Origin of the sequence: Saccharomonospora xinjiangensis XJ-54 (assembly GCF_000258175.1) — a bacterium.
GTDB lineage: Bacteria > Actinomycetota > Actinomycetes > Mycobacteriales > Pseudonocardiaceae > Saccharomonospora > Saccharomonospora xinjiangensis.
The window spans coordinates 1,672,812-1,699,802 of record NZ_JH636049.1 but is presented as its reverse complement, the minus strand read 5'-3'; the positions used below and the strand labels follow the sequence as shown (position 1 = coordinate 1,699,802).

Here is a 26,991-nt window from a genome sequence, read left to right as displayed (position 1 = left end):
GGGCATGGCAGGCGCCGTGAGCGAGGCGCGCAGGCGGGACGTGATCAACGCGCTGCGCCGGGGAACCGTGCCGCAGACCGGTCTCGACCTGCTCGCGGTGGGACTCGACCGGTTCGGCACCGCCATGGACGACGACCTCGCCACCGTCGCCAGGGGAGGAGCCGCCTTCCACGCCGTGCGCGGCGAGTACGGGTCGGGCAAGACGTTCTTCGCGCGCTGGCTCGCCGAACGCGCCAAGCGCAAGGGCCTGGCGACCTCCGAGATCCAGATCTCCGAGACCGAAACCCCGCTGCACCGGCTGGAAACGGTCTACCGCAGGCTCACCGAACGCCTGAGCACCGCGACCCACCAGCCGAGCGCCCTGCGCGCCGTGGTCGATTCCTGGCTCTACACGCTCGAAGAACACGTGCTCGACGCCGGGGAGGTCACCGAAGACCACGAGGAGGCGTTCGCCGCCGCTGTGGACACGCTCGCCGAGCAGCGCCTCGCCGACGTGGCCCGCACGACACCCGCGTTCGCCTCGGCGCTGCGCGGCTACCGGCGGGCACTCGCCGACGGCGACACCGGCACAGCCGAGGCGCTCATCGCCTGGCTCGGCGGCCAGAAATCCGTCGCCGCCTCCGCCCGGCGCGTGGCAGGCGTGCGCGGGGACCTCGACCACTTCGGCGCACTCGGATTCCTGCAAGGTCTGCTCACCGTGCTGCGCGACTGCGGACACCCCGGCCTGCTGCTCGTGCTCGACGAAACCGAAACGCTGCAACGGGTGCGCGGCGACGTGCGGGAGAAGGGCCTCAACGCGCTGCGCCAGCTCATCGACGAGATCGACGCGGGCCGCTTCCCCGGCCTGTTCCTCGTCCTCACCGGCACACCCGCGTTCTTCGACGGGCAACAAGGCGTGCAGCGGCTGCCGCCGCTGGCGCAGCGCCTCGCCACCGACTTCTCCACCGACGCCCGCTTCGACTCACCCCGGGCCGTGCAGCTGCGGCTCCCCGGCTTCGACCTTGAGCGGCTCGGCGAACTCGGCCGCACCGTGCGCGACCTCTACGCGGGCACGGCACGTCACCCCGAGCGGGTGCGCGCGGTGGTGGACAACACCTACCTCGCCGTGCTGGCGGAGGCGCTCACCGGCGAACTCGGCGGGAAGGTCGGCATCGCGCCACGGCTTTTCCTGCGCAAACTCGTCGCCGACGTGCTCGACAGGGTGGATGACTTCGCCGACTTCGACCCGCGCCGCGACTACCCGATCACCGTCACCGACGCCGAACTCACCGACGTCGAACGCAACGCCGTCGCGGGCGGCAGTGTCGGCAGTGCCGGCAGCGGCGGTAGTACTGGTGATGCCGGCACGGCTGACGAGATCGACCTGGAACTGCCGTGAGCTCGGCGCTGGACCGCCTGCATCCCGCGGTGGTGCACCACCTGGTCAACACCCTGGGCTGGCGGTCACTGCGCCCCCTGCAACAGCAGGCCGTCGCGCCCGTGCTCGAAGGCCACGACGCGCTGCTGCTCGCCCCCACCGCGGGCGGCAAAACCGAGGCCGCGTGCTTTCCCGTGCTCTCCGCGATGGAACAGCACGGCTGGACCGGGCTCTCGGTGCTGTATGTGTGCCCGCTGAAGGCGCTGCTCAACAACCTGCACCCGCGCCTGAGCAGCTACGCCGCCTGGCTGGGCCGCAGGGCCGCACTCTGGCACGGCGACGTGACGGCGGCAGCGCGGCGACGCATCCTCGCCGACCCGCCCGACATCCTGCTGACCACGCCCGAGTCGGTGGAAGCCATGCTCGTGAGCACGAAGGTCGATCATCGGCGGCTGTTCGGCGGGCTGCGCACGATCGTCGTGGACGAGGTCCACGCCTTCGCCGGTGACGACCGGGGCTGGCACCTGCTGGCCGTCCTCGAACGGCTCACCGCGCTCGCGGGGCGGCCCATCCAGCGCATCGGCCTCTCGGCCACGGTCGGCAACCCGGGCGAATTGCTGTCCTGGCTGCAAGGCTCCGGGCGGGGTGCTCGGCCAGCCACGGTGGTCGCGCCCGCAGTGGAGGCCGCGAGCACGACACCGCAGGGCGACATCGAACTGGACTACGTCGGCTCCGTGGACAACGCGGCCACGGTGATCTCGGCACTGCACCGGGGTGAGAAACGGCTCGTGTTCTGCGACTCCCGCAGGCTCGTCGAGCAGCTCGGGGCCGCGCTGCGGGCACGCGGGGTCACCACGTTCCTCTCGCACGCCTCGCTGTCGGTGGACGAACGCCGCCGCGCCGAGGCGGCCTTCGCCGAGGCCCGCGACTGCGTCATCGTCGCCACGTCCACATTGGAACTCGGCATCGACGTCGGCGACCTCGACCGGGTCATCCAGCTCGACGCGCCCACCACCGTGGCGTCGTTTTTGCAACGACTCGGCCGCACAGGGCGGCGCGCCGGCAGCGTGCGCAACTGCCTGTTCCTCGCGCTGCGCACGGACTCGCTGCTGTGGGCGGCGGCGCTGCTCACGCTGTGGGGTCGCGGCTACGTCGAACCCGTCGAGGCGCCGCCCGAGCCGAGGCACATCATCGCCCAGCAGGTGCTGGCACTGTGCTTGCAAGAACACACCGTGGGTAGCCGGTTGTGGGCGAAGGCGTGGAACGGGCTCACGCCGTTCGACTCCGGCGCGGAACCCATCGTGCGATACCTGATCGAACACGGCTACCTGGACCGTGACGGCGAACTGCTGTTCATCGGCCCCGAGGCCGAACGCCGGTTCGGGCGGCGCAACTTCCTGGACATGACGGCCGTGTTCACCGCGCCGCCACAGTTCACCGTGCTCGCCGGGCGCGAGGAGATCGGGCAGACCGACCCTGCGCTGCTCACCGAGCAGGTCGAGGGCCCGCGCGTGCTGCTGCTCGGCGGCCGGAGCTGGAAGGTGACCTGGATCGACTGGAAGCGTCGCCGCTGCTTCGTCGAGGAGACCGACCTGCGTGGCAAAGCACGCTGGCAGTCGTCCGGCGCGGGCGGAAGGAGCGCGGCGCTCGCGCGGGCCGCGCGGGACGTGCTGCTCGGGGCCGACCCGCCCGTGCGGCTGACGCGGCGGGCGAGCCGGGGACTGGACGAACTACGCGACCAACGCGGCTCCACCGTCCATCCCGGTGGCCTGGTGGTGACACGTGGCGGTGCTTCCGGCACGGACGTGCGCTGGTGGACGTGGGCTGGGCACAAGGCCAACGCGACCCTCGCCGCTTCACTTGGCGACGCGGTCGAGGGCCGGTTCGACGACGTGTCGCTGCGGCTGCCGGACGCGGTCACCCCGGCGCTGTTGCGGGCGGTCAGGGACGGCGCCGCCGGCCGGTTGTGTCTGCCCGAGGTGGACGAGCGGGCGCTCGCCGGACTGAAGTTCAGCGCCGCCCTCCCGCCGCCGCTCGCCGAGGCGACCCTGGCCGCGCGTCTGGCCGATCTCGGCACAGCCGCGCGAGTGCTGGCCGAACCGGTGCGCTTCACGACCGTCGGCTGAGCCGACGTTGGGGGTCTGTCGGCTGTGCCGACGTTGGGTGGCTGTCGGCTGAGCCGACGTTGGGGGTCTGTCGGCTGAGCCGACGTTGGGGGTCTGTCGGCTGAGCCGGGTTCTTCAGAGTTCCCACGTCCAGCCCGAGTCCGGGACGCGCGGCGAGGTGAGGATCAGCGTGCCCGAGTCGGAGAGCGCGTCGAGATCAAGGTCGAGGGTGTAGGACTCGTTGGTGTCGAACACGACGCCGAGCACGTTCGACCCGCACGTGGTGTTGATGTCGGCGGTCGAGACGATGCCGCTGTCGCTCTCGATCGCGACATTGTCGCCGGGGAAGTCTCCAAATAGACCTTCGAGCTGGTTGACGTACAAGGGGTCGGTGCCGGTCTTGATGGTCACCCGAACCCGGAGGCTGGCGTCGCCGTACCGGCAGGGTGCCGAAATCCGAACCGGTTCGGCGACGGTGAACACGACGGCCTCCTGCCCGTCAGCGGCGTCCACGGGACCGAGCGCGGCCTGCTCGCCGAACTCCATCGCGTGGTACACACCCTTGGCCAGCGTGGCAGGACCTTCCTCGGACGGCGAGCAGGCTGCGAGGAGGGCGAGACCCGCAGCGACGGCAGCGGCCCGGGCTGGAACTTTCACGAGTTGTCGATCTCCCTTCCGCAAGGGGTGTCCGTTTCGGGTGGCGTGTCGTTATCCGGATCCGCCCGGCGATGCGCGGTTGTTGTCTCTCCGTGACCGACCCCCGTGGCGGCAGCCGGTTGGCGGAACGCTAATCTCACCGCGCCTGAGAGCTCCGAGCTTGACACGCTCGGTAGCGTCCATCAGGCGACGTTCACACTGCATGGTGAGCGCCTGCGCTGATCAGTGGAACAGACATGGTGGGAGACACCCCGGTGCGCAACCCAGACAGCACGTCGTCTCGCTCGTCCGTGCGAGCTCTTCGTGGCTCGGCCTTCGTCGCAGTACTGGCGGCCACTGTGCTGCTCGCGGGGCAGGGCACGGCCGCGGCGGTGCAGGCGGAGCCGAACGCGATGACGTTCGGGCTGCTGGGGCCGGTCGGCCTCGTCGCCGTGGCGCTCGGCGTGGTGGGCATGGCCGCCGGTGCCCTGCGCCAGCGCAGGAAGAACCGCCTCGCGGCTGCCGAGGAAGCGGCGTCGGCGACCCCGGCGGACGCGAGCCAGGACGTCACTCCCGTCCCCGCGCCGGTGGCTGCCCAGGTGGCCGCCGAATGACCACCGTGTGACCTGGCCGCCCGTGTGACCGCCCCAGGTCGGCGAGGGTTGGCCGGAGGAGCCGCAGCCTGGCGGGAGCAGGTCGGCGAGCGGTAGCCGGAGGGGTCCCGGCTTGGCGGGAGCAGGCTGGCGAGGGGTAGCGGAGGAGCCGCAGCCTGACACGGCCCAGATCGGCGAGCGGTAGCCGGATGATTCACGGCTTGGTGCGGAGCGGACTGGCGCGGATTTGGGCGGACTCGCCAGTCTGACACGGAGCAAGCCCACGGATTCACCCGTCGATCTTTGCAAGACGATCCCGCATCGGCGCAGGTGAAAGCCCTGGCCCCCACGACATTTCGCAACTTTCTGCAAGTTTCTTGACATCGTTGACGTGGGTTCGCTCTCATGTCCGAACCACCGGTGGCCCGTCCAGCACACGAGCACGGAGGTTCGACGATGTTCCAACGTGTCCTCGCCGCGATCGTGCTGATCGCCGCGTTGCTCACCCCGTCGCTGTCAGCCCCGCCACCGGCCGACGCAGCCCCGCCAGGAGAGCGCGACGTCATCGCCACGTTGTTCCAGTGGAATTGGCCCAGCGTCGCCGCGGCCTGCCGCGAACAGCTCGGCCCCGACGGCTACGGCGCCGTTCAGGTGTCGCCGTCGGCCGAGCACGTCGTGCTCGGCGCCGAAGGCTACCCGTGGTGGCAGGACTACCAGCCCGTGTCGTATCGCATCGACTCAACGAGGCGGGGCACCCGCGCCGAGTTCGCCGACATGGTGCGCACCTGCCACGACGCCGGAGTCAAGGTCTACGTTGACGCCGTCGTCAACCACATGACCGGCCAGGAGACCTGCGGCACCGGCAGCGCGGGCTCGGCGTACTGCCACTACACCTACGACCAGGCCGGATACGGCTACGACGACTTCCACCACTGCGGTCGCAACGGCAACGACGACATCGTCAACTACCGCGACCGCTACGAGGTCCAGAACTGTGAGCTGGTGAACCTCGCCGACCTCGACACCGGCTCCGACCGCGTCCGTGACCGGATCGCCGCCTACCTCAACGACCTGCTCTCGCTCGGCGTTGACGGGTTCCGCATCGACGCGGCCAAGCACATGCCGTCCGAGGATGTCGGCGCACTGGTGAGCAGGCTCGACCGGCCGGCCTACGTCTATCAGGAGGTGCTCTACGGCGACGGCGAGCCGATCACCCCGGAGGAGTATCTCGGCAACGGCGACGTCTACGACCAGCGTTACGCCCGCGACCTCGCGCGGATCTTCAACTCCGAGCGGCTCGCGTACTTGCGTGAGTTCGGCACCGCTGTGCCGTCGGAGCAGGTGGTCGTGTTCATCGACAACCACGACAGCCAGCGCGGCGGCGGAACCCTCACTTACCGCGACGGCTCGCGGTACTCGCTGGCCAACGCCTTCATGCTGGCCTGGCCCGTCGGCACGCCCAAGGTGATGAGCGGCTACACGTTCGACGACTACGACGCAGGACCCCCGAGCGATGCGGCAGGCAACACCGCCGACGCGGACTGCGGCTCGGCGGCGTGGCAGTGCGAGCACGACTGGCTGCCCATCCGCAACATGGTCGCCTTCCACAACGAGGTACGCGGCGAGCCCGTGGTGCGCTGGTGGGACAACGGAGGCGACACCATCGCATTCGGGAGGGGCGGCAAGGGCTACGTCGTCCTCAACGACGAGTCGTCGGCGGTGACCGGACGCTCCTTCCACACGGCGTTGCCCGAGGGCACGTACTGCGACGTGCTGCACGGTGACGTCGCCGACGGCGGCTGCACAGGACCGGCATACCGGGTGAACGCCGACGGCTGGTTCCGCGCCGACATCGGTGCCCACGACGGCGTGGCGCTGCACACGGGAGCCCGAATCGGCTGACCGAAGCCGTGTCCTCACTTCCTGCACGGGTGTTGGCACTTGACGAACGAGTGCTGGCAGCAGACGAACGAGTGTTGGCACTTGATGGACGAGTGTTGGCACTTGACGTCCGTGTCCGCACTTGGTGGACGCGAGCTTGCACTGGAGGTGACTCCGCCGCCCACGCACGTGAGTTCGGATGCCAGGGAGCTTGCTCCCACCGCACACACTGCGTGGGCTGTGGGCACAGGTGCACGAACCGCCAACACGACCGCACAGGGTGCAGGCACGCGTGCAGGAAGTGCGGACACGAGACGCGGGGTGTCGTGTCCGCAGTCTGTGCACGGATGTTTGCACCTCACGGCGCGAACACAGGTGCAGGAGGTGCGGACACGGGTACGGGAAGTGCCAACACTTGTGCATCAGGTGCGGACACGGGTACGGGAAGTGCGGACACGGGTACGCAGGCTGCGGACACGGTAGGGGTCGGATAGCGTCCTGACGTGGGTGACGCCAAGGCGAGCAAGGGCACCAAGGCCAGCAGTACGGGAACCGAAGGCGGCAACGACGCCAAGGCGAGCAAATCCGCCAGGTCGAGAAGGGCCGCCAGGGGCGGCAGAGACAGCAGAGCTGGCAGGATCGCTGAGGCCACCCCGACTGCCAAGGCCGCCGACGTCCTCAAGACCACCTCGACTGCCGAGCCCGCCAAGCCCGCCAAGCCCGCCAAGCCCGCCAAGCCCGCCAAGTCCGGCGAGGACAAGTTGCTGCCTCGGTTGCGCAGGAAGTACCCGTGGCTCGACCACGTCGTGCGCGCCGGTGAGGCGTTCAGCGAGCGTTACGGCAACCATTACGCCGCCGCGATCACCTACTTCTCGGTGTTGTCGCTGATTCCACTGCTGATGGTCGGTTTCTCGGTCGCCGGTTTCGTCCTCGCGGGCAACGAGGCCGCGCTCGACGAACTGCGGGCAGGCATCGTGCGGTCCGCGCCGGAAGGGCTCGGTGATCTCTTCGCCTCCATCGTCGGAGCCGCCCTCGAATCGCGTGCCGGTGCGGGGATTCTCGGTCTGGCGCTGGCGCTCTACTCGGGGCTCGGCTGGATGACGAACCTGCGCGACGCCCTCACCGCGCAGTGGGGGCAGGAGAAGAAGAAGCTGCCGTTTTTGTCCACGAAACTCAAGGATCTGCTGGCGCTGGCAGGTCTCGGTGTGGCGCTGGCGGTGTCGTTCGGGCTCACCGCCGTCGGCAGTGGCGTCGGCGAGTTCCTGCTCGGTCTCGTGGGGCTGGAGGAGGCAGGGTGGGCCCGGTTCCTGCTCCGGCTCGGCACCATCGTGCTCTCGCTGGCCGCGAACGTGCTGGTGTTCGTGTGGGTGCTCTCGCAGCTTCCGAGGGAGAAGGTCGCCGCTCGCAGTGCCGTGCGGGCAGCGGTGCTCGCCGCGCTGGGTTTCGAGGCGCTCAAACAGCTCGGTGGCATTTACCTCACCAGCGTGACCAGTTCGCCGAGTGGTGCGCTGTTCGGCCCTATCATCGGTCTGCTCGTGTTCGCCAACCTCGTCGCGAGACTCCTGCTCTTCGTCACCGCCTGGACGGCCACGGCCCACGAGAACCTCACCCGCACTGTCGAACCACCCGCACCGGCCGTGATCCAGCCTCTCGTCGAGGTGCGGCGGGGTGGGCCCCGGTTCGCCGCGGGCGCGTTCGGCGCCGGTGCGCTGCTCGGCTGGCTTTCCAGACGGCGGTTCTGACGGTGGGCTGACATATGCTCGCCCCAGACGGAGGGGTGAGTGTGAACGCGATGACCGCAACGCCGCGTGGTGCGGCTCTGCCTCGGGAAATCTGGGTTCTCGTCGGGGCGAGTTTCCTCATCGCCATCGGCTACGGGATCGTCGGTCCCGCGTTGCCGAACTACGCCACGAGCTTCGACGTGGGGGTCACCGCCGCGTCCGTGGTGGTGAGCGCGTTCGCGTTCGTGCGCCTGCTGTTCGCGCCGATGAGCGGGCGGCTGGTGACGCGGTTCGGCGAGCGCCCCATCTACCTGTGGGGCGTGTCGATCGTGGCGGTGGGCACACTGCTGTGCGCGGTGGCCACCGAGTACTGGCAGCTGCTGCTGTTCCGCTCCGCCAGCGGGGTGGGCTCCACGATGTTCACCGTGTCGGCGATCGGCCTGCTGATCCGCATCTCGCCGCCGGAGGCGCGGGGCAGGGCGTCGAGCTTGTGGGGTTCGAGTTTCCTGCTGGGCGGCATCGCCGGTCCCGTGGTGGGCAGCGGGCTCGTGGCGGTGTCGCTACGGGCCCCGTTCCTCGTCTACGGCATCGCGCTGGTGCTCACCACCCTGTTCGTGTGGTGGCAGCTGCGGGGTTCCGAACTGGTGTCGCGCCCCGCCGAGGACGACACCGTGGCCATGACGTTCCCGCAGGCGATGCGTCACCCGTCGTACCGGGCGGCGCTCGCGTCGAACCTCGCCAACGGCTGGGTGGTGTTCGGCGTGCGCATGTCCCTGATGCCGCTGTTCGTCACGGCGGTTCTCGCCAAGGACGAGGCGTTCACCGGCATCGCGTTGGCCGTGTTCGCCGCGGTGAACGCCGTTTCGCTGCTGTACGTGGGGAAGGTCGCCGACGAGCGGGGTCGCAAACCGCCCGCCCTCGTCGGGCTGGCGTTGCTGGCGATCGGCATGGGCGGGATGGGGTTCACCAGCGACCCGTGGCTGTTCCTCGGGGCCATGGTGGTGGCCGGGCTCGGCGCGGGCGCGCTGAACCCGGCGCAGAACGCCGCCGTCGCCGACGTGCTTGGTTCGAAGGCGCGCGGCGGATCGGTGCTCGCGGGCTTCCAGATGGCGGCCGACGTCGGCGCCGTCGTCGGCCCGCTCGTGGCGGGTGCGGTGGCCGAGCAGTGGTCGTACGCGGCGGCGTTCGCGTTGACCGGCGGAGTCGCCGCCGTCGCACTGGTGATGTGGTTGGGTGCCAGGGAGACGTTGCCCGCCAAGGAGTGAGCGGTCAGTCGGGCCTGCGGAGCATGCCCTTGCGGTGCCCCACCAGCAGACCGGCGATCACGAGCAGGGTCACGAACAGCGTCACGATCCAGCCTGTGGTGCCGAACGGATCGTCGGATGGCGTGTCCGTGACACCCGCGAACGACAGTTCGCCCTCGGAGGCCTCACCCTCGGCCAGCTCGCCCGTGACCGGTGCGCTGGTGACGGTGCCCACCGCCTCGCTGCCCGCCGCGGCGAGCGTGAACCCGTAGTCGAGGAGCCGGGCGGCCTGATCGGCGACGCGGGCGGGTTCCTGCTCGGCACGCAACATCACCACACCGAGCCGCCTGCCGTCCCGCTCGGCGGCCCCGGCGTAGGTGTGGCGGGCGTCGTCGGTGAACCCGGTCTTGCCCCCGAGGAAGCCGTCGTACGTCGGCCACAGCGGGTTGTCGTTGTAGATGGGGAAGTCCGGCTGGTTGAGCCCGCCGGGGAACCGCATCTCCCTCATGCCCACGGCCTCGGCGTATCCGGGCTGCTGCATGGCGTGGCGGAACACCAGGCTCATGTCGTAGGCCGAGGTCATCATGCCGGGGCCGTCGAGTCCGGACGGGGTCGCGGCCCTCGTGTCGGCGGCGCCGAGCCATTCGGCGAGGGCGTTCATCTTCTCCACGGCCACGTCGGTGCCGCCGAGTGCCGTGGCCAGTGCGTGCGCGACGTCGTTGCCCGAGCGCATGAGCAGCGCGTTGACGAGGTCGTCCACCCGGTACTCGCCGCCCGCGACGATGCCCACACAGGTGCATTCCTGCTCGGCGTCGGCCTTGGTAGCCACCACGACGTGGTCCGGCCGCAGTTCCTCCAGCACCACCAGCGCGAGCAGGGTCTTGATCAGGGAGGCGGGCCGGTGCCTCGCGTGCGGGTCTTTCGCCGCGAGCACCTCACCGGTGTCGAGGTCCTGCACCAGCCACGCGGCCGCGGTGATGTCCTGTGGCGGTTCGGGGCTGCTGGGTGGGACGACGATGCCGCATTCGGCCATCCGGTCGCCGCCTGCCGGGTTCTCCGGCACGGGAAGCGGCGCGGGGGACGCCTCCCCGGGAGGCGGCTTCTCCGACGTGTCCACGGGAGGCGGTGGGAGGGTGCGGTTGGGACAGGAGGTCGAGGGCTGCGCTGCCTGTGGTGCCACTGCCGCCTGTGGTGTCACTGCCGCCGATGCTTCGCGTGGGGGCGCCCCCACGAGCGTGGCGGGCAACGTGAGAGCGGCCGTGAGGACGGCGGCGAGAACGATCCGGATCCGAGTGGTGCTGCGCACCCGTGCAGGCTAACGGGAGTGCGGGCGGGGATACTGGCCACATGCGAATGTCCCGCCGTACGGCGCTGTTTCTCACTGCTTTCGGCGTATGGTCGTGGGTAATCTGGATCACTTTCGCGCGCAACCTGTGGAACAGTGACAACGCCTGGAATCCCGACGGTTCGCCCACGGCGTTCTTCGTCGTCCACGCACTGCTCACCGTCACGTCCTTCGTGCTGGGGACCGTGATCGGGATCATCGGCTGGCGTGGTCTGCGCGCCTCGCGGCGCGGGTCGGACGACCGGTCCGACCAGGCGGTGTGAGAACGCTGTGAGGAACCAGTCGCCCCATTCAGGCGTCCCACGGTCATGAGCCAGCCCGTGAACCAACCGCAAGCGCCCGGCCCGATCCCTCCAGGGCAGTCGCCGCAGCAGCAGGCGGCGCCCGCCTCGCCGCGTCGAGGTGCCGTTGTGCTGGCAGCGGTGGCCGGTCTCGTGCTGGGCGGGGCCTGCGTCGGGGGAGCATGGTGGCTCACCTCGGGTTCGAGCGACGGGGCCGAGGCGGATGCCGCGATGGCATGCGAAATCGTGGCGAGGGCGCCCAGGATCACGGAGGAGGACTCCTCCGGCCTGTACCGGTGGGGGGCGGCGTCGGGCCTCGCGAAGGCGGCGGCCGAAGTGGACTCGTCCTACAGGGAGTTCGCCTCGGCGCTGGAGAAGCCACTGCACGTGTTCCACTCGACGTTCGAAGCCTCCGGCCCCGAGTTCGACAAGGCCATGCGAGAAGCCAAGGCGGCCTGCGCGGATCGGCCCTGAGATCCCCAACACATCGGTCTGTCCGGCTCACGATGCCAGGACGGTGCGATCCCGTCGCCTGTCCGCCGCAGGGTGATCGGAGGCCGAGAAGCCGGCTTCGGTGTGTTGATGTCGCTGGCGGCTGGTGTGATCACCTCGCGGGTGGTGTGAAGTCGGCAGGGCCGAACCGGGGCGACACGTCGAGTTCGATGACGTCGTGCGCCACCAAGGTCGAGCCAGCCTCGTCCACATTGCGCGCCGAGACGAGGAAGCCACTGTCGGTGAGGACGTCGAGGTAGACCGAGTTCGCCAGGGGGCTGACCATCGCGGACTCGGTGATATCCGTGGACCGGGGAGTGCAGGTCAACTCCGTTGCCGGCCCGAACCGGCTCTCGACGCCGGACACCGACGTGATGCCGATCGAGGGCAGCACCAGTGCGGGATCGAGCACTTCCCGCGCGGTCCTGGCGCGGTTGGCTGCCCACACGGTTTCCACAGGGAGACGTCGGCGCTCTCCTCCCACCGACTCGTACGAGTCGCGCACGACGCCGTCCTGGAGGATCCATCGGCGGGTGCCGTCACAGCCCTCGACGGAGTGTGTTGTGCCGTCGGCGGCCCTGGTCTCGACCCTCCACCGGTCAGCACCGTCGATCAGTACCCGGATGTCGGTCACGTGCGGCGCATCGCCGGGGGAGGCCGCGTTCGGGCCGGAGGACCGGAGCGAGGCCGAGTCCTGCTGCTCGTCCGCACGACGGAGCGCGCGGAGATACTCCCTGTCGTAATGGCTTCGCACTCTCACGGCACATCGCTGTGCGCGCCGATGAGCGTCCATCATCGAAGCGAAGACCGAACCAAGAGACGTCATCCGTCCTCCTCGCGCGAGACCGGATTCATGGTCCCACGAGAAAGGCCCACGATGCCGAGACTTCCGGAGGAAGCCGGACTTCTCCATCGACTCTGTCGGCACTCGGCGCCACCCAACTGGCGTAGAAGACCAACACCGCGGCCGGATGGTGGGCAGTGAATTCCGCCGTTGACCGGTCCGAATGGACGTTCAGCACACACCGGCCGGCTCGGGGTGCTGGTTCACAGGTGAGTCGTTCCAGCTGCCCTCGCGGAATTCCATTACTGCCACGATTCGTATACGTGATGACCTCGGCATAGCCCGGTGCAACGTTCGTGTCGATTTCCAGCGTTATCCTTCCGTTTCCGGGAACCCGGACCTCGGGAGCGCCCCCAACGTCGTCCGGTGCTTTCCTCATCGCCGTCTCCGCCGTGATCCAGTCGGCGTAGACGAGGCTCCCGGGTGTCTTTGCCTCGGGCGTCAGGAAGCGCACCTCGGGAATGTTCCCCGGAGGCTGCTTCGCCGGGGTGAGGACCTTTCCGGACAGCCGTGTTTCCGGGTTTTCAGCGGTGTCGCCGGAGGTTTCCGTGGCACACGACGCGACCGTCAAAAACAGCCCGGCGACGGCCAGCCTCGCAGCGGAGCGCCGCAGTACGGACGTCGCCGGGCTGCGCCGTCCCGCAACCCGGCCCACCGGGGACGATCCGCCGTCCTGGCCGTCAGGCGCAGCTGATCCCATCGGTCCTTCTCGACGTGGTGGCGGAGTACACCTCGCCCGCGATGACGCTCTCGTGGTAGGACTGGCCGAGGTAGTCGTGAACGCCCGCGCAGTCGTAGTCGGCATGGTTGTTCGAAACGCTACGGACACCGTAACGATTCTTCGGGCCGGGAGGATTCTCCGCGAGCTCCCACCCGTACCATCGGGACGAATACAGTTTCACGTCAACCATGACGCGTTCGACGGCATAGTCGCACGTCGTGCTCGCCGTGACGTTCACCGAGTTCGGGACGTGAGTCGATCTGTGGGGGGAGTTGGTCTTTCCCCTGCAATTGGCGGGGTTGGCGAAAATCGAGCCGGATTGGTCCGGAGCCGGTGTCAACTCCTGTTCCGGCGGTGGCGGCGGCTGCTCCGTCTGCGGCGCGGCGAACGCAGACCCCTGCGTCAGGGCGGCGGACATCAACACTGCTGCCGCAGTCGCCGCACACTTGAGAGGTAAGTGCCTTTCAGGCATCGAGATACTCCATCCGCGATGGAAAGCTGTCGGAAGAACACCCGGTCTGATCATTTTCCGATTCACTCGAAAAATGATCACGAGAGGTGCTCGGCGGTACCGTTCGACGGTATTCCCGGAGAAATGCGAACGCGACGTCCGATCGGGTTGAACCTGGGCAGACATTGCCGGGGGTCTATGACAGTGTCCCGGCATCCGGAACGTCGAGAACCGTTGCCCGAGGTGGGGGTGCTGAACAGGTTCTCAGCTTTTCACCCGGGGAACGCCACCCTTGCGGCCGATGTCGAAGGCGATGCGGTTGTCGAGAACGGCCAAACGTCCGTGCGTGTCCGTCCGCTCCCTTCGAACCACCGACTCCGTCGAGTCGAGAATCGAAGCAGGCGCGAACAGTTCGCTCGCCCTGCGGACGGGAGCCGGCCCTGTGAACGGGCCCGCTGCGGCTGCGAGTTGTCGGGCGAGATCGTCGAGAGACACCTGAGGACCAGCTGTGTCCACGATCAGGGAGGCACGGCCGAGAATGTCGCGGACGAGAACGACGTCTGCCCCGCGTTGAGCCGCATCGTCGGCGATCCGCTCGGCTGCTGCCCATGCCTCATCGAATCGAACCGTCCCCGGTGATGTGGGTTCCAGCGCTGTAGCGTTCGGCGACATCCCAGTCGAGGAAAGGATTCTGCTGTGCGAGCAGACCGACGAAGGTCGTCAGCGAATCCGCACCACACAACGCTAGAAAACGGACGGCCACCCTCCGGGTCGCCCCCGGTGGATGGCCGTCCGCCGTCAGGTTCCTGCTCGGTCACACGCGCTTGAACAGCAGCGCGCGCTTGACCTCCTGGATCGCCTTGGTCACCTGGATGCCGCGAGGGCAGGCGTCGGTGCAGTTGAACGTCGTGCGGCAGCGCCACACGCCCTCGGCGTCGTTGAGGATGTCGAGCCGCTCCTCGGCACCCTCGTCACGGGAGTCGAAGATGAACCGGTGGGCGTTGACGATCGCCGCGGGGCCGAAGTAGGACCCGTCGGCCCAGTACACGGGGCACGACGACGTGCACGCCGCGCACAGGATGCACTTGGTGGTGTCGTCGAACCGCTCCCTGTCGGCGGGCGACTGGACACGCTCGCGGGTGGGCTCGTTGCCGTAGGCGATGAGGTAGGGCTTCACCGCACGGTAGGCCTCGAAGAAGGGCTCCATATCGACGTAGAGGTCCTTCATCGTCGGCAGGCCCTTGATCGGCGCGATGGTGATCGTGGTGGGCTTGCCCTCCTTCGCGAGCAGGTCCTTCACCAGGACCTTGCACGCGAGGCGGTTCACGCCGTTGATCTGCATGGCGTCCGAACCGCAGATGCCGTGGGCGCAGGAGCGCCGGAACGCCAGCGTGCCGTCCACATAGTTCTTGACGTTGAACAGCAGGTTCAGCACGCGGTCGGTGGGCAGCGCGGGGACGTCGTAGGACTCCCAGTGCGGCTCGGAGTCAACCTCCGGGTTGAACCGCAGGATCTTCACCGTGACGGTGACCGAACCCTCCGGTGCGGGAATCTGCGAGGTGTCGTGGGCTCCCTCGGAAACCGTGGCAGTCATATCAGTACTTCCGCTCCATCGGTTCGTACCGGGTGAAGGTCACCGGCTTGTAGTCCAGGCGGATGTCGGAGGTGAATCCGGTGAGGCCGAGCGGAGCGTCCGGGTCCACGGCCTTGCCGGTCTCCGGCAGGATCTTGTACGACATCGAGTGCCGCATGAAGTTGACGTCGTCCCGGTCCGGGTAGTCCTCGCGGGCGTGCCCGCCTCGCGACTCCTTGCGGGCCAGTGCGGCGTTCACCAGGATCTCGGCGAGGTCGAGCAGGAACCCGAGTTCGATGGCTTCGAGCAGGTCGGTGTTGTACCGCTTGCCCTTGTCCATCACCGAGATCCGGCCGTAGCGCTGCTTGAGCGCCTGCACGTCGGTCAGCGCCTGCTTCAGCGTGTCCTCCGTGCGGTACACGGCCGCGTTGGCGTCCATCGTGGCCTGCAACTCGGTGCGGATGTCGGCCACACGCTCGCCACCGGTGGCCGTGCGCAGGTGGTTGACCATGCCCTCGACCATCGCGGCGGGGTTCTCCGGCAGCTCCACGAAGCCGTGCGAGCTGGCGTACTCGGCGGCCGCGATACCCGCCCTTCGCCCGAACACGTTGATGTCGAGCAGGGAGTTGGTGCCGAGGCGGTTGGCGCCGTGCACAGACACGCACGCCACCTCACCCGCCGCGTAGAGGCCGGGGACGATGTTGTCGTTGTCGCGCAGCGCCTCGCCGTGGACGTTGGTGGGGATGCCGCCCATCGCGTAGTGCGCGGTGGGGTACACCGGCACCGGCTCCGTCACCGGGTCAACACCGAGGTAGGTGCGGGCGAACTCGGTGATGTCGGGCAGCTTCGTCTCCAGCACCTCGGCGCCGAGGTGGGTGCAGTCCAGCAGCACGTAGTCCTTGTTCGGGCCCGCGCCACGGCCTTCCAGTACCTCCAGCACCATCGACCTCGCGACGATGTCGCGCGGCGCGAGGTCCTTGATGGTGGGGGCGTAGCGCTCCATGAACCGCTCGCCGTCGGCGTTGCGGAGGATGGCGCCCTCACCACGCGCACCCTCGGTGAGGAGGATGCCGAGACCGGCGAGGCCGGTGGGGTGGAACTGGTAGAACTCCATGTCCTCCAGCGGAAGGCCCTTGCGGGCGTAGATGCCCATGCCGTCGCCGGTGAGCGTGTGCGCGTTGGAGGTGGTCTTGAAGACCTTGCCGAACCCGCCGGTGGCGAACACGATCGACTTCGCCTGGAACACGTGGATCTCGCCGGTGGCCAGTTCGTAGGCGATGGCGCCGGACGCCACGGGGCCGTCGGCGGTCTCGGTCAGCGCGATGTCGAGCACGTAGAACTCGTTGAAGAACTCGATGCCCTGCTTGACGCAGTTCTGGTACAGCGTCTGCAGGATCATGTGGCCGGTGCGGTCGGCCGCGTAGCAGGCCCTGCGCACCGCGGCCTTGCCGTGCTCGCGGGTGTGACCGCCGAACCGCCGCTGGTCGATCTTGCCTTCCGGGGTGCGGTTGAATGGCAGGCCCATCTTCTCCAGGTCGAGGACCGCGTCGATGGCCTCCTTGGCCATGATCTCGGCCGCGTCCTGGTCGGTGAGGTAGTCACCGCCCTTGACCGTGTCGAAGGTGTGCCACTCCCAGTTGTCCTCTTCGACGTTGGCCAGTGCCGCGCACATGCCGCCCTGTGCGGCGCCGGTGTGGGACCGCGTCGGGTAGAGCTTCGTGAGCACCGCGGTGCGGGCACGCTGACCGGCCTCGATCGCCGCGCGCATACCCGCGCCGCCCGCACCGACGATGACCACGTCGTACTTGTGGAACTGCATGTCAAGCGTCGCTTTCCGTGTGGTGGGGTCAGTCGGCCGGGATGTTCGGATCGAAGGTGAAGATCACCAGGGTGCCGAGCAGCACGATCACGACCACGGCCAGGTAGAGCACCATCTTCAGCCAGAAGCGGGTGGCGTCCCTGCGCGCGTAGTCGTCGATGATCGTGCGGAGGCCGTTGCCGCCGTGGATCATCGCCAGCCACAGCATGGCGAGGTCCCAGAACTGCCAGAAGGGCGACGACCAGCGACCGGCGACGAACGCGAAGTTGATCCGGTGAACACCCCCGTCGAGGATGTTCATGATGAAGAGGTGGCCGAGCACCAGAACGATGAGCAGCAGGCCGGACATGCGCATGAACAGCCAGCTGTAGAGCTCGAAGTTGCTCCGCCGCGCCGCGGGCCTGCGGGGCGAACGCGGCTTGTCGAGGTTGAGTGTCTCAGCCATCAGTTGCCGCCTCCGAGCAGCTCACTCACGGTGCGTTCGAGCATGAAGTAGGTGCCGGGGATCATCACGAGCACCCAGACACCGAGGATCGACCAGAGCATGACGCGCTGGTACCTGGCGCCCTTCTCCCAGAAATCGACCAGAATGATCCGGATGCCGTTCAGTGCGTGGAACAGGACCGCTCCGACGAGGCCGACCTCCATGAGGTTGACCAGCGGGGTCTTGTAGGTCTCGATGATCGCGTCGTAGGTGTTCGGCGAAACCCGGACGAGCGCGGTGTCGAGGACGTGGACGAACAGGAAGAAGAACGTGAGGACACCGGTGATGCGGTGCAGTACCCACGACCACATGCCGGGGTCGCCTCGGTAGAACGTTCCGCTCCGGCGTGAGGCGCCTGCCCGCTCACTCGCAGCCGCCCCGGCGGTGCTCGCTGTCATGGCCGCACTCCTCCCGTCTGCGCTCGCCCCTCGCGGAGGCGTGGTCGATGCTCGACGATCGTCGGGCGGCAAGTGGTGGACATCGGTGTGCGGCCTCCAACGTCACTGATGGGCTCTGCCCTGCGGACCTGCGGCTTCGCGGGCCGAGGGCCGCGTGGGCGTGGTTATTCCTGGATGCTAGACCTGCCCATGACGCCCGGCTTCACCTCGGGTTGGCCGCTGTGATGGACCAGACACGGATTTGACGCGCTCACCGGTTCGTGACCGCCTCGGGGCCGGGTCGGTACCGATTCAGTACCTCAGGGTCTATCACTGTCCGTGTCGGCGCGGTCGCTCAGAAGTTCCACTGGTGAACATTTGGGTTACGCGCGGCGGCCACCGTGTGACGTCCACTTCCGCGAACGGTACCGTTCGCCAATCGCCCGGCCGATTCGCGCCGGGCACTTCCTTGAGGTGCGTTCCGCTGGGAAAACGGCGGGAAGGGAGACACACCGTGCGTCGAAAGCGTGGTGCGGCGCTGGCGGCTATCGCCATGGCCGGCGTGCTGACGTTGGCAGCGTGTGCCAAGGACTCCGGCGACAACAGCGCCGCGGGTGATGGCGGCGAGTCGGGCGGCGACTGCGTCACGGCAGCCGCGCCGCCCAGGGCCGAGGCCAGCAGCCAGAAGCGCGAGGAGTCGGCCGACGTCGATGCCAGTGACCTGAAGGTCGGGCTCGCCTACGACGTGGGTGGCCGTGGCGACGCGTCGTTCAACGACGCCGCCGCCGCGGGCGTGGACAAGGCCGTCGAGGAGATGGGCGTCTCCGACACGACCGAGAGCACGGCGGCCGGGACGGAGTCCGAGGACGCCAAGCAGCAGCGGCTCACGCAGATGGCGAGGGAGGGCTACGACCCGATCATCGCCGTCGGCTTCGCGTACGCCGACGCGCTGAAGGCCGTCGCCCCGAAGTTCCCCGACACCCACTTCGCCATCGTCGATGACGACTCGGTCGAGGCGAAGAACGTCACCCCGCTGGTGTTCGCCGAGGAGGAGGGTTCCTTCCTCGCCGGTGTGGCCGCCGTCTACAAGAGCGAGAACTGCCACGTCGGTTTCGTCGGCGGCGTGGACACCCCGCTGATCAAGAAGTTCGAGGCCGGCTTCGTGCAGGGTGCGAAGGCGGTCTCCGACAAGGTCAAGGTCGAGGTCGATTACCTGACCCCCGCCGGTGACATCTCGGGGTTCAACGACCCGAGCAAGGGCAACGTGGTGGGCAAGTCGCAGATCGGCAAGGGCGCGGACGTGCTCTACCACGCGGCAGGCGCCTCGGGCAGGGGCGTGTTCGAGGCGGCCAAGGATGCCGACGCGCTCGCGATCGGTGTGGACTCCGACCAGTACAACCAGAAGACGGTGGCCGAGGTCAAGGACGTCATCATGACCTCGATGCTCAAGCGGGTGGACGTGGCTGTCTACGACTACATCCGCGCGGTGGCCGAGGACGACCTCGACTCGCTTCCGGAGCGGTTCGACCTCGAGGTTGACGGCGTCGGCTACTCGACCTCCGGCGGCAAGGTGGACGACATCACCGAGATCCTCGACGGCTACAAGGCGCAGATCGTGGCAGGCGAGATCAAGGTCTCGGCCACTCCGTAACCGACCACGCGACGACTGCCGTGCGGTGCCGGGGCCGAGGTGGGGGCGATCCCTCCCTTCGGCCCCGGCATCGTCGGATGGCAGGCTGTCGCCGACCCCGCGCGAGCGGGCGCCGCCCGACAGCCGTGGGGAGCTTTCACGACATGACCGAGACCCGACCAGCGGTCGAACTCAAGGGGATCACCAAGCGGTTCCCCGGCGTGGTTGCCAACTCCGATGTGCACCTGACCGTGCTTTCCGGCGAGGTCCACGCGGTGTGCGGCGAGAACGGCGCGGGCAAGTCCACGCTCATGAAGATCCTCTACGGCATGCAGCAGCCGGACGAGGGCACCATCGCCGTCAACGGTGAGATCGTGCGGCTGCGCAACCCGCAGGACGCCATCAAGGCCGGGATCGGCATGGTGCACCAGCACTTCATGCTCGCCGACAACCTGACCGTCAAGGAGAACGTGCTGCTCGGCGCCGAGGGCCTGCACGGCATCGGCAAGGCGGCCTCGGAGCGGATGGCCGAACTCGCCGAGCGCACGGGGTTGAGGGTGAACCTCGACAGCCTGATGGAGCACCTCGGTGTGGCCGACCGCCAGCGGGTCGAGATCGTCAAGGTGCTCTACCGGGGCGCGCGCATCGTGATCCTCGACGAGCCGACGGCCGTGCTCGTGCCGCAGGAGGTGGACGCGCTGTTCGACACCGTCCGCACGATGCGCGAGCAGGGCTACACCTTCATCTTCATCTCCCACAAGCTCGACGAGGTCCGCAAGATCGCCGACCGGGCCACGGTGATCCGCAGGGGCACCACGGTCGGCACCGTTGACCCGCGCGTGGTGAGTTCGAGGGAACTGGCCGAGATGATGGTCGGCTCGCAGCTGCCGAGCCCGCAGACCCGCGAGTCCACGGTCACCGACAGGGTCGTGCTGCGAGTGGAGAATCTGCGCCTGAACGCCGAGGACTCCGAGCGGGCCGTGCTCGACGACGTGTCGCTGACGGTGCGCGCCGGTGAGGTGCTCGGCATCGCCGGTGTCGAGGGCAACGGGCAGACCGAACTGGTCGAGACCATCATGGGAATGCGGAAGGCGGCTGGCGGCCGGATCGAGCTGCTTGACGCCGACGGCACCGCGCGTGACCTCACGAAGCTCGGCACGCTCGTGCGGAGGGAAGCGGGCATCGGCTACATCGCCGAGGACCGTCACCGGCACGGGCTGCTGCTGACGCGTCCGTTGTGGACGAACCGGATTCTGGGCTACCAGACGAGAAGGCCGGTGTCGAGTGGCCGGCTCATCGACTGTGGTGCCGCGCGCGAGGACACCGCCCGCATCGTGTCCGAATACGACGTGCGTACCCCCGGCGTCGAGGTTCCCGCAGGCGCGCTGTCCGGCGGTAACCAGCAGAAGCTCATCGTCGGCAGGGAACTGTCGGGCGACCCCGTTCTGCTGATCGCCTCCCACCCCACCCGCGGCGTCGATGTCGGCGCGCAGGCCCTGATCTGGGACCGCATCAGGGAAGCCCGCCGCGACGGTCTCGCGGTGTTGCTCATCTCGGCCGACCTCGACGAGTTGATCGGGTTGTCCGACACCATCCGCGTCATGTTGCGCGGCAGGCTGGTCACCGAAGCCGATCCCGCCACCGTCACCCCGGCCGAACTCGGCTCGGCCATGACGGGAGCGGGGGAGAGCCATTCCCTTCCCGAGGACGTCGCATGATCTCCTGGCGTACCGCCCTGCTCCCTCCCGTGCTGGCGATCGTCTTCGCCATGGCGCTGTCGTCCGTGGCGCTGCTCGTGTCGGGTGCCGACCCGCTACAGGCGTTCGCCACCATGGGCGCGCAACTGTTCGAGGGAACCACGGCCGTCGATACCGTCAACCTCGCGACCGTCTACTACTTCGCCGGTCTCGCGGTGGCCATCGGCTTCCAGATGAACCTGTTCAACATCGGGGTGGAGGGCCAGTACCGGTTCGCGGCCGTCGTCGCCGCGATCGTGGGCGCGGCACTCGAACTGCCGCCGGTGCTGCACGTGCTGGTGATCCTCGCGGTCGCGATGCTCTCCGGCGCGGCGTACGCGCTGCTGCCCGCGATCCTGAAGGTGACGCGCGGGGTCTCCGAGGTCATCACCACGATCATGCTGAACTCGATCGTGTTCGGCATCGTCGCCTACCTCGTCAGCGCCGACCAGTTCGGTGTTCTGCGTGGCAACAACATCAGCACGGCCGAGATCCCCGAGACCGGCTGGATTCCCGGAATCCCGCTCGGTGAGGCAGGCACGATCTTCGGCGCGGTGGTCATCGCCGTCGCGCTCGGCTCCGGTTACTGGTTCCTGCTCAACCGCACGCGGTTCGGGTTCGAGCTTCAGGCCAGCGGCGAGTCGCCCACCGCGGCCACGGCAGGCGGGGTGAGCGCCAAGCGGATGACGATGATCGCGATGTTGCTCTCCGGCGCGGTCGCGGGACTCATCGCGATGCCGGAGCTGCTCGGCCGCGACCACGTCTACGCCATGACCGCGACACAGGGCTACGGCTTCACCGGCATCGCGGTGGCGTTGCTCGGCCGCAACCATCCCGTCGGCGTCGCGTTCGGCGCGCTGCTGTGGGCGTTCCTCGACAAGTCGGCCGTGTCGCTGGAGACCATCGGGGTGCCGAGGGAGATCGCCACCATCATCCAGGGCACGATCGTGCTCTCGGTCGTGGTCGCCTACGAGATCGTCAAACGAGCGGAACTCGCCGCGCAGCAGCGCCGGGTGGGCCGACAGACCCGCAACGGTATGCCCGCGAGCGTCAGCCAGGGAGGTGCGGTGTGAGCACCACGGTCGAGACCGGTTCGCCGAACGAGGCGGGCGCGACGAAGCAGGAGCCGAGAACGCGGCGGCCGATCCCGGGGTGGTTGCGGGGCGCGCTGTGGGCCGTGGCGGCCATCGCGGTGCTGTCCACCACGTCGTACCTCACCGGCATCGACACGCTCACGTCGAGCAGTACGTCGCAGACGGCGTTGCGGCTCGCCCTGCCCATCCTGTTCGCCGCGCTCGGCGGGTTGTGGGCCGAGCGATCCGGGGTCATCAACATCGGCCTCGAAGGCATGATGATCCTCGGCACCTGGGGCGCGGCGTGGGGTGCCTTCTACGGCGGGGTGTGGGCCGGTCTGATCGCGGCCGCCGTCTTCGGCGCGCTCGGCGGGCTGCTGCACGCCGTGGCCACGGTGACGTTCGGCGTGAACCACATCGTGTCCGGCGTCGCCATCAACCTTCTCGGGCTCGGCGTCGCGAAGTACCTCGCCGACCTCGTGTTCCAGCCGCTGTCCGGCAACCCGAGGCAGTCGCCGCCCGTGCCGAAGTTCGACACGTACTCCGCGACGTTCCTCTCCGACTGGCTCGCCGACCTCGAAGCCGCCCAGCGGGTGGGGATCTCCGACGCGGCGGGGCTGCTGCGCGGGCTCGTGACGCAGGTGTCGCCGCTGGCCATGCTCGGCCTGCTGCTGGTGCCCGTGAGTTACTTCGTGCTGTGGCGCACCCGGTTCGGGCTGCGGCTGCGTTCGTGCGGCGAGAACCCCGTCGCGGCTGAGTCGCTCGGCGTGAACGTCTACGCGCACAAGTACGCGGCGCTTCTGGTGTCGGGTGGCCTCGCCGGGATGGGTGGCGCTTCGCTCGTCCTGCTGTCGGGCGGCGCCGACTACCTGGAGAACCAGACCAACGGCCGGGGTTACATCGGTCTCGCGGCGATGATCTTCGGTAACTGGCGGCCTGGCGGGCTGCTCGGCGGTGCGGCGTTGTTCGGCTACTCCGACGGCGTGCAGCTCGCCGGTGGCGGCGAGGCCGTGCTCGCGCTCTGCTACGGCGCGGTGCTGCTGCTCGCCGTGCTCACCGTGGTGCACCTCGTGCGGCGGCGCTTCCTCGCCGCGGGGCTCGCCGCGCTCGGAGCCGTCGCGCTGTACTACGTGTACTGGGCCAACGACGAGCTGCCGCGTGAGCTGATCCCGTACACGCCGCACTTCGTCACGATCATCGTGCTGGCCGTCGCAGCGCAGAAACTGCGCCCGCCGAGGGCGATCGGCAAGCGGTACCGGCGAGGGGAGGGCGACTGATGCCCGGCATCGACTGGGAACGGCTTCGCGCCGAGGCGGTCGCGGCGGCGCAGAAGGCGTACGCGCCGTACTCGCGGTTGCGGGTCGGTGCGGCGGCGTTGACCGACGACGGCCGGATCGTCACCGGGTGCAACGTGGAGAACGCCTCCTACGGGCTCGGTCTCTGCGCCGAGTGCACCATGGCGGGCCAGCTCAGGTTGTCCGGCGGTGGCCGGTTTGTCGCCGTGGCGTGCCGTTCCGGTGAGGGAGAGCTCCTGATGCCGTGCGGCCGGTGCAGGCAACTGCTCTACGAGTTCGGCGGCGAGGAGTGCCTTGTGGACACTCCGGCCGGGGTGCAGCCGATGGCGCAGGTGTTGCCACAGGCGTTCGGACCGGAGGACCTGCCGTCATGAAGGGCGAGCCGTTCGCCGCTGTGGACGTCATCAGGGCCAAGCGCGACGGTCTGCGGCTCACCGATGAGCAGATCGGCTGGGTGATCGACGCCTACACGCGCGGCGTCGTCGGCGACGAGCAGATGGCGGCGCTCGCGATGGCGGTCGTGCTGCGGGGAATGGACTCGGCTGAGACGGCCCGCTGGACCGGCGCGATGATCGACTCGGGCGAGCGGCTTTCGCTGACCTGCTCCCGCCCCACGGTGGACAAGCATTCCACGGGCGGCGTCGGCGACAAGATCACTCTGCCGCTGGCGCCGCTCGTCGCGGCGTGCGGGGCGGCCGTGCCGCAGTTGTCGGGCCGGGGTCTCGGGCACACCGGCGGCACGCTCGACAAGCTGGAGGCGATCCCCGGCTGGCGGGCCGAGCTGTCGGCGGACGAGATCGCCGCGCAACTCGACGACGTCGGGGCGGTGGTCTGCGCCGCCACCCCGACACTGGCTCCCGCTGACCGCAAGCTGTACGCGCTGCGCGACGTCACGGGCACCGTCGAGTCGGTGCCGCTGATCGCCAGCTCGATCATGAGCAAGAAGATCGCCGAAGGCGCGGGCCGTCTCGTGCTGGACGTCAAGACCGGCAGCGGCGCGTTCATGAAGACCCGCGCGCAAGCCCGTGACCTCGCGACGAGCCTCGTGGAGATCGGCGCCGCACACGGCGTGGCCACCACCGCCGTCCTCACGGCAATGGACACACCACTCGGCGCGGCCGTCGGCAACGCGGTCGAGGTGGCGGAGGCCGTCGAGGTGCTCCGCGGCGGCGGGCCTTCCGACGTCGTGGAACTCACGCTGGCTCTGGCTCGCGAGATGCTCGCTCTCGCCGGGCTCGGCGACGTGGACCCGGCGCGGGTGCTCGCCTCGGGCCAGGCGTACGAGACGTGGTGCCGCATGATCCGCGCACAGGGTGGTGACCCGGAGGCCCCGCTGCCGAGGCCCGCACACGTGCACGTGGTCGAGGCGGCGGAATCGGGCACTCTCACGAGGCTCGACGCCTACGGTGTCGGGGTGGCCGCGTGGCGGCTCGGCGCGGGCCGGGCGCGCAAGGACGACCCCGTACAGCCCGCGGCCGGTGTGCTGTGCCTGGCGAAACCCGGCGACCGGGTCGAACGCGGACGGCCGCTGTTCGAGCTGCACACCGATACCCCCGAGGCTGTGTCGGCGGCCCTTCCCGCGCTGGAAGCGGCATGCACCATCGGCCGCGACTCCGACGGCGACGACAGCGCCTTCGCCGCTGGGGATGCGGGTGAGGGCGTCACGGCGTCGAGGATTGTGCTGGAGCGGTTCGCCTCCTGACGGCGAGTGCCTCGGCAGCGGTGCCGCTCAGCGGGATTGTTCACACGGTGTCGTCGCGACGGTGGCGGGCGCAGCCCGCCTTTCGACGACCGCGCATCGTGAAACGATGGCGCCATGGAAAGACGGCGCCATGGAAAGACGGCGCTGCCTGATGCTGTGCTTGAGACGACGCTGCGGTTGAGACGACGCTGCGCCTGCAAGGACGGCACCTTCGGTGAAGCGCGGTGTCTAGGTCGAGGGACTCGCCCGAACGCCCATCCGCGCAGCACAGTCCGGGTAACCGGGGTCGAGCGGCCGACCGCGACCGGCCGCTCGGTGCACCCCGAGCGGCCAGCCGCTCACTGAGCCTCAGTCGTCGGAGTCGGCGTCCACGCCGGTCTTCGGCTTCGCGTCGGCGCCCTTGCCGTTCCTGCCGTTGCGGCGGCGCGGCTGCCTCGGCGTCGGGGGCGCGGTGATGGCGGGCTGCGGCGCGGGACCACCGCCGAGCATCAGCTCCGCGAACGTGGCCATGGCCTCGTCGAGCTGGCCGCCGATGCGCCGCTCCGATTCCTCGTTGCTCTTGCGCACGACGGACGTGAAGTAGTCGTTGTCCGGCTGCTGCGACAGCGTCCCTTCCACCTGCGACAGTCCCGACTTGATGGAGCCGTCCAGGTCGCCGAGCCGTGCCGCGACGTTCTCCTCGACCTTGTCGAGCCTGCCCGCGATCTGGTCGAGCCGGGAACCCAGGTTCTCCAGCCGCTCGGCGAGCGTGTCGAACCTGGCCGTCGGGTCGAGCAGATCCGCGGTGTCGGACAGCGCGGAGCGCAGCGAGTCCGACGAAGCCGAGAGCCGTTCCTTGGAGTCGGTGTCGAGGCGATCCACCCGCTCCTTGAGACCGGTTTCCAGGATGTCGATGCGCTCGCGCATCGGGCCCTGCACCGCCGACGGAACAGTGTCGATCTTGATGTCCTGCTTGTCGAGGTGGTTGCCGAGCTCGTCCAGCCTGCGGTGGATGTTCGAGAGCTTGTCCTCGAGACCGTCCATCCGGCCCGCGACGCCCTCGAACCGGGCAGCCACTCCGTCGAGCCTGCCGTCGAGCTGCGCGAACGGCTTGGCCAGCTTGTCAACGAGGGCTTCCACCGACCGCGCGAGGTCGGCGAGAGCGTTGTCCTGCGCCTCGAGGCGGGTCATGGCCTCGTCGAGCCGCTCGGCGAGCACGCTCATCTCGGTCCGGTCGGGAAGCTCGGAAAGCCGCTTGCGGACAGCGCCGAGCGAGTCCACCGGTGCGAGCCGGGCGTAGATGTCGTCGAGCGCGTCGAAGATCTGCTGTTGTTCGCTCTCTCGGACCTCGGCCGCGCGCACCAACATGTTGCGCATCCGGTCGAACGACGGGGCTGCGAGATGATTGTCAGTCACTGCGGTAGTCCTTCATCGGCGGGGAAGATGGGACGTCGGCGAGCAGCCTAGCGATCGGCCAACTGCGGAGGGTATCTGCCCCGACCCCGTACCGCGTGACGTGCGACTCCGACGATTGAATAACGACGGGATCACCGCGCAAGGTTCGAGTACAGCGTGAGACTTGTCGTCAACCGGTAGCCCGGACCGGGTGGCCTTGATCGCTCAGGCACACGCGGATGTCGCGCACTCGACGT

General features: G+C 68.8%; 25 protein-coding genes. 14 read left to right on the top strand and 11 right to left on the bottom strand.

Features of this window, described 5'->3' with window-relative positions; all coding sequences use genetic code 11:
• Positions 1-4: 4 nt before the first annotated feature.
• Together brxD and SACXIDRAFT_RS07195 are read left to right on the top strand one after the other, a co-directional pair.
• Positions 5-1,378, top strand: a complete 1,374-nt coding sequence (brxD, locus tag SACXIDRAFT_RS07200) for a BREX system ATP-binding protein BrxD (RefSeq protein WP_006237863.1) — start codon at positions 5-7, stop codon at positions 1,376-1,378.
• Positions 1,375-3,483, top strand: coding sequence for a DEAD/DEAH box helicase (locus tag SACXIDRAFT_RS07195; protein ID WP_006237862.1), 2,109 nt, complete (start codon positions 1,375-1,377; stop codon positions 3,481-3,483). The genes brxD and SACXIDRAFT_RS07195 overlap by 4 nt, the downstream gene beginning before the upstream one ends.
• A gap of 114 nt (positions 3,484-3,597) precedes the next feature.
• Here the strand turns inward: SACXIDRAFT_RS07195 and SACXIDRAFT_RS07190 are convergent, their stop codons facing one another.
• A complete protein-coding gene (locus tag SACXIDRAFT_RS07190) occupies positions 3,598-4,119 on the bottom strand; it encodes a hypothetical protein (RefSeq protein WP_040922079.1) in 522 nt (173 codons plus the stop codon).
• Between the two features lie 236 nt (positions 4,120-4,355).
• Here SACXIDRAFT_RS07190 and SACXIDRAFT_RS07185 point away from each other — a divergent pair, with 236 nt between their 5' ends.
• The 4 genes from SACXIDRAFT_RS07185 (at position 4,356) to SACXIDRAFT_RS07170 (ending at position 9,558) form a co-directional block, all read left to right on the top strand.
• Positions 4,356-4,712, top strand: coding sequence for a hypothetical protein (locus tag SACXIDRAFT_RS07185; RefSeq protein ID WP_006237861.1), 357 nt, complete (start codon positions 4,356-4,358; stop codon positions 4,710-4,712).
• A gap of 435 nt (positions 4,713-5,147) precedes the next feature.
• On the top strand, positions 5,148-6,593 hold the full coding sequence (locus tag SACXIDRAFT_RS07180) for an alpha-amylase (protein WP_006237860.1): 1,446 nt from the start codon (positions 5,148-5,150) through the stop codon (positions 6,591-6,593).
• Positions 6,594-7,333: 740 nt separating this feature from the next.
• Entirely contained in the window at positions 7,334-8,314 is a 981-nt protein-coding gene (gene yhjD, locus SACXIDRAFT_RS07175; RefSeq protein WP_040922524.1) for an inner membrane protein YhjD, read from the top strand.
• Between the two features lie 50 nt (positions 8,315-8,364).
• Complete coding sequence (locus SACXIDRAFT_RS07170) at positions 8,365-9,558, top strand: MFS transporter (RefSeq protein ID WP_040922523.1); 1,194 nt, start codon at positions 8,365-8,367, stop codon at positions 9,556-9,558.
• Positions 9,559-9,562: 4 nt separating this feature from the next.
• Here the strand turns inward: SACXIDRAFT_RS07170 and SACXIDRAFT_RS07165 are convergent, their stop codons facing one another.
• Complete coding sequence (locus tag SACXIDRAFT_RS07165) at positions 9,563-10,843, bottom strand: D-alanyl-D-alanine carboxypeptidase family protein (RefSeq protein ID WP_157599647.1); 1,281 nt, start codon at positions 10,841-10,843, stop codon at positions 9,563-9,565.
• A gap of 41 nt (positions 10,844-10,884) precedes the next feature.
• On the opposite strand from SACXIDRAFT_RS07165, the gene SACXIDRAFT_RS07160 reads away from it, so the two are divergent.
• Both SACXIDRAFT_RS07160 and SACXIDRAFT_RS07155 read left to right on the top strand, forming a co-directional pair.
• Positions 10,885-11,145, top strand: a complete 261-nt coding sequence (locus SACXIDRAFT_RS07160) for an SCO4848 family membrane protein (protein ID WP_006237856.1) — start codon at positions 10,885-10,887, stop codon at positions 11,143-11,145.
• Positions 11,146-11,202: 57 nt separating this feature from the next.
• Complete coding sequence (locus SACXIDRAFT_RS07155) at positions 11,203-11,637, top strand: flagellar basal body-associated FliL family protein (protein WP_232285263.1); 435 nt, start codon at positions 11,203-11,205, stop codon at positions 11,635-11,637.
• Positions 11,638-11,767: 130 nt separating this feature from the next.
• Here the strand turns inward: SACXIDRAFT_RS07155 and SACXIDRAFT_RS07150 are convergent, their stop codons facing one another.
• From SACXIDRAFT_RS07150 to sdhC, 8 genes are all read right to left on the bottom strand, one after another.
• Entirely contained in the window at positions 11,768-12,415 is a 648-nt protein-coding gene (locus SACXIDRAFT_RS07150) for a hypothetical protein (protein ID WP_157599646.1), read from the bottom strand.
• Positions 12,416-12,506: 91 nt separating this feature from the next.
• A complete protein-coding gene (locus tag SACXIDRAFT_RS23030) occupies positions 12,507-13,154 on the bottom strand; it encodes a hypothetical protein (protein WP_157599645.1) in 648 nt (215 codons plus the stop codon).
• Between the two features lie 25 nt (positions 13,155-13,179).
• On the bottom strand, positions 13,180-13,638 hold the full coding sequence (locus tag SACXIDRAFT_RS23025) for a hypothetical protein (RefSeq protein ID WP_134712589.1): 459 nt from the start codon (positions 13,636-13,638) through the stop codon (positions 13,180-13,182).
• A 297-nt stretch (positions 13,639-13,935) separates the two neighbouring features.
• On the bottom strand, positions 13,936-14,343 hold the full coding sequence (locus tag SACXIDRAFT_RS23020; RefSeq protein WP_006237851.1) for a hypothetical protein: 408 nt from the start codon (positions 14,341-14,343) through the stop codon (positions 13,936-13,938).
• A 142-nt stretch (positions 14,344-14,485) separates the two neighbouring features.
• Positions 14,486-15,265, bottom strand: a complete 780-nt coding sequence (locus SACXIDRAFT_RS07135) for a succinate dehydrogenase iron-sulfur subunit (protein WP_006237850.1) — start codon at positions 15,263-15,265, stop codon at positions 14,486-14,488.
• 1 nt (position 15,266) lies between these two features.
• Positions 15,267-17,063, bottom strand: coding sequence for a succinate dehydrogenase flavoprotein subunit (gene sdhA / locus SACXIDRAFT_RS07130; RefSeq protein ID WP_006237849.1), 1,797 nt, complete (start codon positions 17,061-17,063; stop codon positions 15,267-15,269).
• A gap of 28 nt (positions 17,064-17,091) precedes the next feature.
• On the bottom strand, positions 17,092-17,508 hold the full coding sequence (locus tag SACXIDRAFT_RS07125) for a succinate dehydrogenase hydrophobic membrane anchor subunit (RefSeq protein ID WP_006237848.1): 417 nt from the start codon (positions 17,506-17,508) through the stop codon (positions 17,092-17,094).
• Positions 17,508-17,945, bottom strand: a complete 438-nt coding sequence (gene sdhC, locus SACXIDRAFT_RS07120) for a succinate dehydrogenase, cytochrome b556 subunit (protein ID WP_006237847.1) — start codon at positions 17,943-17,945, stop codon at positions 17,508-17,510. Before sdhC ends, SACXIDRAFT_RS07125 begins: the two co-directional genes overlap by 1 nt.
• 532 nt (positions 17,946-18,477) lie before the next feature.
• Between sdhC and SACXIDRAFT_RS07115 the strand changes: the two genes are divergently transcribed.
• The 6 genes from SACXIDRAFT_RS07115 to SACXIDRAFT_RS07090 all read left to right on the top strand — a co-directional run bounded on the left by SACXIDRAFT_RS07115 (position 18,478) and on the right by SACXIDRAFT_RS07090 (position 25,360).
• On the top strand, positions 18,478-19,575 hold the full coding sequence (locus SACXIDRAFT_RS07115; protein ID WP_040922076.1) for a BMP family lipoprotein: 1,098 nt from the start codon (positions 18,478-18,480) through the stop codon (positions 19,573-19,575).
• Between the two features lie 143 nt (positions 19,576-19,718).
• The gene (locus SACXIDRAFT_RS07110) at positions 19,719-21,272 is read left to right on the top strand and encodes an ABC transporter ATP-binding protein (RefSeq protein WP_006237845.1); all 1,554 of its coding nucleotides are present in this window, start codon (positions 19,719-19,721) and stop codon (positions 21,270-21,272) included.
• Positions 21,269-22,363, top strand: coding sequence for an ABC transporter permease (locus tag SACXIDRAFT_RS07105; protein ID WP_006237844.1), 1,095 nt, complete (start codon positions 21,269-21,271; stop codon positions 22,361-22,363). The genes SACXIDRAFT_RS07110 and SACXIDRAFT_RS07105 overlap by 4 nt, the downstream gene beginning before the upstream one ends.
• A complete protein-coding gene (locus SACXIDRAFT_RS07100; RefSeq protein WP_006237842.1) occupies positions 22,360-23,640 on the top strand; it encodes an ABC transporter permease in 1,281 nt (426 codons plus the stop codon). The genes SACXIDRAFT_RS07105 and SACXIDRAFT_RS07100 overlap by 4 nt, the downstream gene beginning before the upstream one ends.
• Positions 23,640-24,032: a cytidine deaminase gene (locus SACXIDRAFT_RS07095; RefSeq protein ID WP_006237841.1), complete on the top strand. Its 393-nt coding sequence runs from the start codon at positions 23,640-23,642 to the stop codon at positions 24,030-24,032. Before SACXIDRAFT_RS07100 ends, SACXIDRAFT_RS07095 begins: the two co-directional genes overlap by 1 nt.
• Positions 24,029-25,360 carry a thymidine phosphorylase gene (locus SACXIDRAFT_RS07090; protein WP_006237840.1) on the top strand — a complete coding sequence of 444 codons (1,332 nt, stop codon included), beginning with the start codon at positions 24,029-24,031 and terminating at the stop codon, positions 25,358-25,360. The genes SACXIDRAFT_RS07095 and SACXIDRAFT_RS07090 overlap by 4 nt, the downstream gene beginning before the upstream one ends.
• A 348-nt stretch (positions 25,361-25,708) precedes the next feature.
• Here the strand turns inward: SACXIDRAFT_RS07090 and SACXIDRAFT_RS07085 are convergent, their stop codons facing one another.
• Positions 25,709-26,716 (bottom strand): coiled-coil domain-containing protein, encoded by a 1,008-nt coding sequence (locus tag SACXIDRAFT_RS07085; RefSeq protein WP_050987008.1) that lies wholly within the window; start codon positions 26,714-26,716, stop codon positions 25,709-25,711.
• Positions 26,717-26,991: the final 275 nt, after the last annotated feature.

What these genes read in the sequence shown, in the direction of transcription:
- sdhC (WP_006237847.1), bottom strand. Translation starts at nt 17,945, where the DNA reads ATGACAGCGAGCACCGCCGGGGCGGCTGCGAGTGAGCGGGCAGGCGCC.
- SACXIDRAFT_RS07160 (WP_006237856.1), top strand. Translation starts at nt 10,885, where the DNA reads ATGCGAATGTCCCGCCGTACGGCGCTGTTTCTCACTGCTTTCGGCGTA.
- SACXIDRAFT_RS07105 (WP_006237844.1), top strand. Translation starts at nt 21,269, where the DNA reads ATGATCTCCTGGCGTACCGCCCTGCTCCCTCCCGTGCTGGCGATCGTC.
- SACXIDRAFT_RS07125 (WP_006237848.1), bottom strand. Translation starts at nt 17,508, where the DNA reads ATGGCTGAGACACTCAACCTCGACAAGCCGCGTTCGCCCCGCAGGCCC.
- sdhA (WP_006237849.1), bottom strand. Translation starts at nt 17,063, where the DNA reads ATGCAGTTCCACAAGTACGACGTGGTCATCGTCGGTGCGGGCGGCGCG.
- brxD (WP_006237863.1), top strand. Translation starts at nt 5, where the DNA reads ATGGCAGGCGCCGTGAGCGAGGCGCGCAGGCGGGACGTGATCAACGCG.
- SACXIDRAFT_RS07170 (WP_040922523.1), top strand. Translation starts at nt 8,365, where the DNA reads ATGACCGCAACGCCGCGTGGTGCGGCTCTGCCTCGGGAAATCTGGGTT.
- SACXIDRAFT_RS07110 (WP_006237845.1), top strand. Translation starts at nt 19,719, where the DNA reads ATGACCGAGACCCGACCAGCGGTCGAACTCAAGGGGATCACCAAGCGG.
- SACXIDRAFT_RS07185 (WP_006237861.1), top strand. Translation starts at nt 4,356, where the DNA reads ATGGTGGGAGACACCCCGGTGCGCAACCCAGACAGCACGTCGTCTCGC.
- SACXIDRAFT_RS07085 (WP_050987008.1), bottom strand. Translation starts at nt 26,716, where the DNA reads ATGCGCAACATGTTGGTGCGCGCGGCCGAGGTCCGAGAGAGCGAACAA.
- SACXIDRAFT_RS23025 (WP_134712589.1), bottom strand. Translation starts at nt 13,638, where the DNA reads ATGTCCGCCGCCCTGACGCAGGGGTCTGCGTTCGCCGCGCCGCAGACG.
- SACXIDRAFT_RS07095 (WP_006237841.1), top strand. Translation starts at nt 23,640, where the DNA reads ATGCCCGGCATCGACTGGGAACGGCTTCGCGCCGAGGCGGTCGCGGCG.
- SACXIDRAFT_RS07135 (WP_006237850.1), bottom strand. Translation starts at nt 15,265, where the DNA reads ATGACTGCCACGGTTTCCGAGGGAGCCCACGACACCTCGCAGATTCCC.
- SACXIDRAFT_RS07180 (WP_006237860.1), top strand. Translation starts at nt 5,148, where the DNA reads ATGTTCCAACGTGTCCTCGCCGCGATCGTGCTGATCGCCGCGTTGCTC.
- SACXIDRAFT_RS07090 (WP_006237840.1), top strand. Translation starts at nt 24,029, where the DNA reads ATGAAGGGCGAGCCGTTCGCCGCTGTGGACGTCATCAGGGCCAAGCGC.
- SACXIDRAFT_RS07115 (WP_040922076.1), top strand. Translation starts at nt 18,478, where the DNA reads ATGGCCGGCGTGCTGACGTTGGCAGCGTGTGCCAAGGACTCCGGCGAC.
- SACXIDRAFT_RS23020 (WP_006237851.1), bottom strand. Translation starts at nt 14,343, where the DNA reads ATGTCGCCGAACGCTACAGCGCTGGAACCCACATCACCGGGGACGGTT.